The 6,293-nt window shown below is 74.0% G+C and carries 5 protein-coding genes; 1 reads left to right on the top strand and 4 read right to left on the bottom strand.

Annotated features, from left to right (window positions below; genetic code table 11):
* Window positions 1–920, bottom strand: a 920-nt coding sequence (locus D471_RS0119205; protein WP_026127874.1) for an AfsR/SARP family transcriptional regulator, incomplete at its 3' end; no start/stop codon positions are given.
* Window positions 921–1,066: 146 nt separating this feature from the next.
* Here D471_RS0119205 and D471_RS0119200 point away from each other — a divergent pair.
* Complete coding sequence (locus D471_RS0119200) at window positions 1,067–1,828, top strand: SDR family oxidoreductase (RefSeq protein ID WP_017600110.1); 762 nt, start codon at window positions 1,067–1,069, stop codon at window positions 1,826–1,828.
* Between the two features lie 29 nt (window positions 1,829–1,857).
* On the opposite strand, the gene D471_RS42335 is transcribed toward D471_RS0119200, so the two are convergent.
* The 3 genes from D471_RS42335 to D471_RS35165 form a co-directional block, all read right to left on the bottom strand.
* Complete coding sequence (locus tag D471_RS42335; RefSeq protein ID WP_017600109.1) at window positions 1,858–3,429, bottom strand: hypothetical protein; 1,572 nt, start codon at window positions 3,427–3,429, stop codon at window positions 1,858–1,860.
* 805 nt (window positions 3,430–4,234) lie between these two features.
* Entirely contained in the window at window positions 4,235–4,855 is a 621-nt protein-coding gene (locus tag D471_RS0119185; RefSeq protein WP_017600107.1) for a methyltransferase family protein, read from the bottom strand.
* Window positions 4,852–6,293 (bottom strand): heavy metal translocating P-type ATPase (locus tag D471_RS35165; RefSeq protein WP_017600106.1); only part of this gene is annotated, 1,442 nt, incomplete at its 5' end. The genes D471_RS35165 and D471_RS0119185, both read right to left, overlap by 4 nt.

The raw sequence follows: 6,293 nt of genomic DNA, 5'->3' as shown, positions 1-6,293 counted from the left end.
CGTTCGGCCGCCGCCAGAGCCAGACGAGTCTTACCGACCCCTCCGGGGCCGGTCAGCGTGACCAGGCGGTGCTCCCCGGCCAGGGCGACCAGCTGTCCGAGCCGCTCCTCGCGCCCCACGAGGTCGCCCATGGGCGCGGGGAGGTTGCCGGGCGGGGCCTGCGCGACCGGCACGGCCCCCAGGGCGGGGTCCTGGTCCAGGAGGGCGCGGTGCAGGGCGAGGAGGTCGGGCCCCGGGTCGACGCCCAGCTCGTCGGCGAGGCGGGCACGCAGCCGTTCGTAGGCGGTCAGCGCCTCGCCCTGGCGGCCCGCGCCGTACAGAGCGGTGATACGGGCGGCGTGCAGCCGTTCCCGGAAGGGGTGGCGGTCGACGGCGTCGGTGAGGTCGGCGGCCACGACCGCGTACTCGCCCAGGGCGTTGAGGGCCTCGGCGCGTTCCTCCACGGCCGCGACCCGTTCCTCCTCCCACCGGGCCACCACCGGCCGCGCGGCGTCGCCGTCGGCGAACTCGGCCAGGGCCGGGCCGCGCCACAGGTCCAGTGCCCGGGTGAGCAGGTCGACGCGCGTTCGGGGTTCGGCTCCGTCCCGGGCCCGGCGCACGAGCGCGGAGAAGCGCACGGCGTCCACGTCGTCGGCCGACAGCAGGTAACCGGGGGCGCGGTATCGCACCAGGGCGCGGGCACCGGGTTCGGCCCGGTCCAATGCGCCGCGCAGCTGGGAGACCCGGGCTTGGAGCACGGCCGTGGGCCGGGCGGGCGGGGAGTCCCCCCACAGGACGTCGACGAGGTGGTCGGCGGTGACCATCCGCCCCTCGGCCAGGAGAAGCGCGGCGAGCAGGGCGCGGACCTTGGTGTCGCGGACGCGGACGGGCACCCCGTCGTCGGTCCACACGGCCAGCGGTCCCAGCACCCCGAATCGCATGCACCCAACGTAGCGGCCCACGGGCCCACCCGTGGAGGACGACGGCGGGCCCGTGGCGGACCCGTGGGCGAACCGTGGCGACGGCGGCCACCGTAGGGGCGTCAACCAGCGGCCGACCGGCCGGGTGAACGACGAAGGAGGACGAGATGGGCGCCTACGAGGGCAAGCGGGCCGTGGTGATCGGCGGGACACACGGCATGGGCATGGGTGTGGCCGAGGAGCTCGTCGCGGGTGACGCGCGGGTGCTGCTGACCGGCCGCAACGAGAGGAACCTGGAGGAGGCGCGCGCCAAGCTCGCCCCGAAGGCGCACGTGGTGCGCGCGGACGCGGCGGACCTGGCCGACATCGACGCCCTCGCCGCCACGGTGCGCGAGCAGCTCGGCGGGATCGACTTCCTCCACGTGAACGCGGGGGTGTCGGGCCTGGCACCGGTCGCCGAGGTCACCGAGGAAGCCTACGACTGGATGTTCGACGTCAACGCCAAGGGCGCGTTCTTCACCGTCCAGCGTCTGCTCCCCCTCATCGCCGACCACGGCTCGATCGTGTTCACCACCTCGGTGACCAATGTGAGCAGCTCCGCGGGCATGAGCGTGTACAGCGGCACCAAGGCGGCCCTGCTCAGCTTCGGCCGGGTGCTGGCCTCGGAGCTGCTGCCGCGCGGGATCCGGGTGAACGCGGTGGCCCCGGGGTTCATCGACACCCCGAGCATGGGCGTCCCCGGCCTGACCGAGGAGCAGCGCGAGGAGTTCATGCGCGTCGGTGACGCGGCGACCCCCATGCGTCGCCACGGGACCATCGCCGAGGTCACCCGCGCCGTGCTCTTCCTCGGTTTCGAGGCCACCTTCACCTCGGGCCAGGAGATCCTGGTCGACGGCGGCCTGGGGCTGGGGCTCGGCTCGGAGCTGTAGTCGGGGTCCGGGGCCCTTCGGCCCGGAGGTCAGCCGACCAGGAGCGTCAGCAGGACGACGCAGACGAGGAAGAGGACCAGCGCCGCGCCCGCCACGGCGAGGAACGCACGGGTCGTGGTGAGGGAGAACCGCCGGTACCGGGTGTCCGACTCGACCACCATCTCACCCATGAAACCGGGGTTGAGGCGGTGCACGACCGCGTTCACGGCCTTCTCCAACACCTCGTTCTCCCGGGCGTTCGCGATCATCCTCATCAGCAGCACCAGCTGCGGATCCACGCCTTCGTCCTCCGCGGTCCCGGGAGGAGGTCCCCCGGTCCGGTCCGCCGCGCCGCCGGGCGCGGGCTCCTCCGCGGTCCGCTCGGCGGCGTCCCGGCGCGGCGGGAGCTCCTCGGTGGCCTCCTCGTCCGCCCGATCGGGCAGGGTCCGCCCGGTGGGGTCCTCCCGGGCCGCGGGCCCCGTCCGGAGCCGGGTCGCGGAATCCTCCCGGGGCCCGGCCGCGAGCTCCTCCCGAGGTCGACCGGTGGGGTCCTCCCGGCTCCGGGAGGCAGGTTTCTCCCCGCCCGGAGGCGCTGGAGGCGCTGCGGCGCCCACACGGCGCGTGGCCCCCGTCCATCCCCGCGACGACGCGCCCGCGCCCTCCCGGTCGGCCCTGTCGTGGAGCAGGTGGATCAGGGCCGCGTAGGCGTCGGCGCCGTCCCCGTAGGCCCGGATCCGGCTCCACCCGTCCCCGTCGAGGACCTCGGTGGCGGTGCCGAGGCGGCCGATCAGCCACCGGGCGACGGCACGGTGGCGCTGGTCGTGTTCGGCGGGGGCCGACAGGTCAACGACGCGGGCGTCCCCGGCCCGCACGCCGGTCGGAGGGGGCCGGAAGGCGATCCGTGGCCGTTCCGGGTGGTCCCCGGACCGTGCCGGCCAGGGTTCGTGGGTGCTGAACGACCAGTCGACCCCCTGGAAACGGGGCTCCCTGGCACGCCCCAGGATCCCGTGGAGCGCCTGGTAGACCCCCCACAGCAGCGCCAGGCGTTCCCTCTGGCCCATCACCCTGCCCCCGAAGGTGGTGAGGACGTCCACGGGCGTGAAGGGGTCGGCCAGTACCGCCGTGACCAGGGTGAGCAGTCCGGCGCTCCGCAGCGCGTCGTCGGTGAGGGCGGCCTTGTCCGGACCGACGTCGTCGCGGGTCAGGGCGGGGACCGGTCGCAGCGCGCCCCAACTCCCGATCGGCGCGGAGGGCTCGCCCGACCAGCCGCGGGCGGCGAACACCAGCGCCGGCGACGGCGTGACCGTCCGTCCCACCAGGGCCCTGGCCGTGTCGCCGCGGCCGTCGCGGCCCAGGGCCTCCGGAACGCGGTACAGCAGCGCGCCCTGCCCGTCGTCGTACCACCGGTACCAGTAGCCGCTCTCCGCCTCCCCCGGGGCGAAGCCCGGATTGGCGACCTCGTTCAGCCGTGTGCACCAGTGGGTCAGCCTCTGGTAGCCGTCGTCCGCCTCGCGCAGCGACGTGGCGCTGGGACCGAACCCCTGCCCCAGCAGGTTGTTCTGTCGGTAACCGAAGTGGATCTGGTGCAGGGCGGAGTCTCCCCCGCCACTCGTCGTCGTCAACGTCCCGCTTCCCCCATATCGTCGGTGTCGATCACGCCGGTCATCGTCAGGAGGGTCACGAAGGGGCTCAGGGCGCGCTGGGGCCGCACGGGGCGGGCGAAGAGCTCGCGCCCCGGGACGTCGGGCCCGCCGGGGGCTCGGAGAGGCGGACCCGTCAGGGCCGTGCTCGGAGTCCGCGGTGTCGGAGGAGCGGGCGGCGCCCGCGGAGTGTGGGGGGTCGACGGCCCGACGCGGGTGCGGGCCCCGTGGTCGTGAGGATGAGCACGGCCGCGGTGAGGGGGCGACGTGCGGGCGATCATGGCGATCCCGTGAGAGCACGCCTGGCGCACCTGCCGAACCGCAACCAATCAACCCCTCCTACCCAACCGAAACGGAAATTCCGTTCTCCACGCGGCGTGTCGCGCACAGAGGAGTTTATGTTTTCAGCCACCCCTGATCAATGATGAAAGTTCCCAGAGGTACGGGTGTGAAAGAAGTCCCGCACTGCGCCGTTGGGAAGCATTTCGCTTTTCCACTTCCGCGTACTCCGGGGAACCACGTGACGGCGTCGGCTCGGCCGCCACGCACCCCGGCCCGCCCCGCGGCGGGAAAGCACGGAAGCCATAGGTGAGAAACCCCCGTCACCCCGCGAACCGCGACGGAGATCGCGAAAAGTATTCGTGAAATCTCACTGACGGTTTCCGTGCCCTCGACAGGACCGCCGGGAGGATCACGGCGACGATCAAAATCGCGCCGGGGGCGACCGCGGCTGTGCGGCCGCCCCCGGGCGTGGAACTCCCGTCGGAGAAGGTGCGGCGTGCGCCGATCAGGGCCGCTCCCCTTGACCGTCGGCGGGCGCGAGGCGGCCCAGTCCGGGGAGGAAACGGCCGGTGCGCGCCGCGTAGGAGCGGTAGGCGGCGCCGTGTGTGCTCAACAGATAGGGCTCCTCGATCAGCCGGACCTGCACCTGTACCGCGACGACCAGCGTCACCAGGGCAGCGGCGGAGAGCGGGCCCGGCAGCGCCACGGCCATGCCGACGAGCAGGACGGCCATCCCGGTGAAGACGGGATTGCGTACGAGGGCGAAGAGCCCTCCGGTGACCAGTTCGGTGTCCTCGTCCTCCTGGACGCCGACCCGCCAGGAGTCGCCCATCCCCCTCTGCGCGGCCAGGACCAGCAGCAGCCCCGAGGCCATGGCTCCGATGCCGGACCACGCCACGGGCGGGGAGGGGGCGAAGGCCTCGGTCGCGATCGCCGTGACGGGCGCGGCCGCGCCCAGCAGACACGCGACGGCGAACAGGACCGTGCCCCACCAGGGCGCGCTGAAGGCGGTGGTGTCGGGACGGCGGAACCGGGTGTCCCCGGTGGCGCGCCAGGACTGGAGGGTGCGCACGCCGAACACCAGTACCAGGCCGGTCAGGTAGAGCACGAGGGCGATGGCGTTCATACCCGCTCCCCGACCCGTTCGGCCGCCTGTCGGGACTCGGTGGAGGAGGACTCGGCCGGGGTACGGTGTCCGGCGCGCACACCGTTGGCGATGACCAGGACCTCGGCCAGTTCGTGGGTGAGGATCACCGCCGCCAGACCCAGCACCCCGAACGCGGAGAGCGGGATGAGCACGAGCAGGATGCCCGCCGACAGCACCAGGCTCTGGAGCATGATCCGCCTGGTGCGGCGTGCGTGCGCCAGAGCGCGGGGCAGGACGCGCAGGTCCTCGCCCATGAGGGCGATGTCGGCGGTCTCCACGGCCACGTCGGCGCCCATGGCCCCCATGGCCACACCGGCGTCGGCGGTGGCCAGGGCGGGAGCGTCGTTGACACCGTCTCCGACCATCGCCACGGGTCCGTGTCGCCGCAGGTCGGTGACCAGCCTCGCCTTGTCCTCGGGGCGCAGGTCGGCGTGGACCTCGTCGACGCCGACCCGCGCGGCCAGGGCTCGGGCGGTGCGTTCGTTGTCACCGGTGAGCATCACGGTGCGCACGCCGACGCGATGGAGCGCCGCGACCGCCTCGGCGGCCTCGGGGCGCAGGTCGTCGCGAATGGCGACCGCACCGACGACCCGGCCGCCGGATTCGACCAGGACGGTCGTGGCCCCCTGCTCCTGGAGGCCGGCCACGGCCCGCGCCAGGGGCCCGGGGTCGATGTAGCCGGGTCGGCCCAGCCTGAGGGGGACCCCGTCCAGGGTTCCGGTCAGTCCGCTACCGGGCACCGCCGCCACGTCGTGGGCGGGTTCGGGGTCGGGGTGGGCGGCCAGGATCGCGGAGGCCAGGGGGTGCTCGCTGCGCGCCTCCAGGGCGGCGGCCGCCGCGAGGACCTCCTCCCGGGTGTGGCCGGGCACGGGTTCGACGGCCACCACCGCCGGTGCGTTGCGGGTGAGCGTTCCGGTCTTGTCCAGGGCGACCACCCGTACCGCACCGAACGCCTCCAGCGCGGCCCCGCCCTTGACCAGCACTCCGGAGCGGCTGGCCGCGCCGATCGCGGCCACCACGGTGACGGGGACGGAGATGGCGAAGGCGCACGGGGACGCGGCCACCAGCACCACCAGGGCGCGCTCGATCCACACCCCCGGCTCCCCCAGCAGGGAGCCGACGACGGCGATGAGCGCCGCCACGGCCAGGATCCCCGGCACCAGGGGGCGGGCGACCCGGGCGGCCAGACGCTGCGCGGCGCCCTTGCGCGCCTGCTCGCGTTCGACGATGTGCACCACGCGGGACAGGGAGTTGTCCGCCACGCGCGCGGTGACCTCGATNCCCCCGCCGTTGACCGTCCCGGCGAACACCTCGGTCCCCTCCGTCGCCTCGACGGGCACGGACTCACCGGTGACGGTCGAGGTGTCCAGAGTGGAGCGGCCGGAGCGCACCACACCGTCGGTGGCGACGCGCTCGC

Source organism: Nocardiopsis lucentensis DSM 44048 (assembly GCF_000341125.1).
In the GTDB taxonomy this organism is placed as follows: Bacteria; Actinomycetota; Actinomycetes; order Streptosporangiales; family Streptosporangiaceae; genus Nocardiopsis; species Nocardiopsis lucentensis.
The sequence above is the reverse complement of the archived record's forward strand: the minus strand, read 5'-3'. Positions and strand labels throughout refer to the sequence as shown.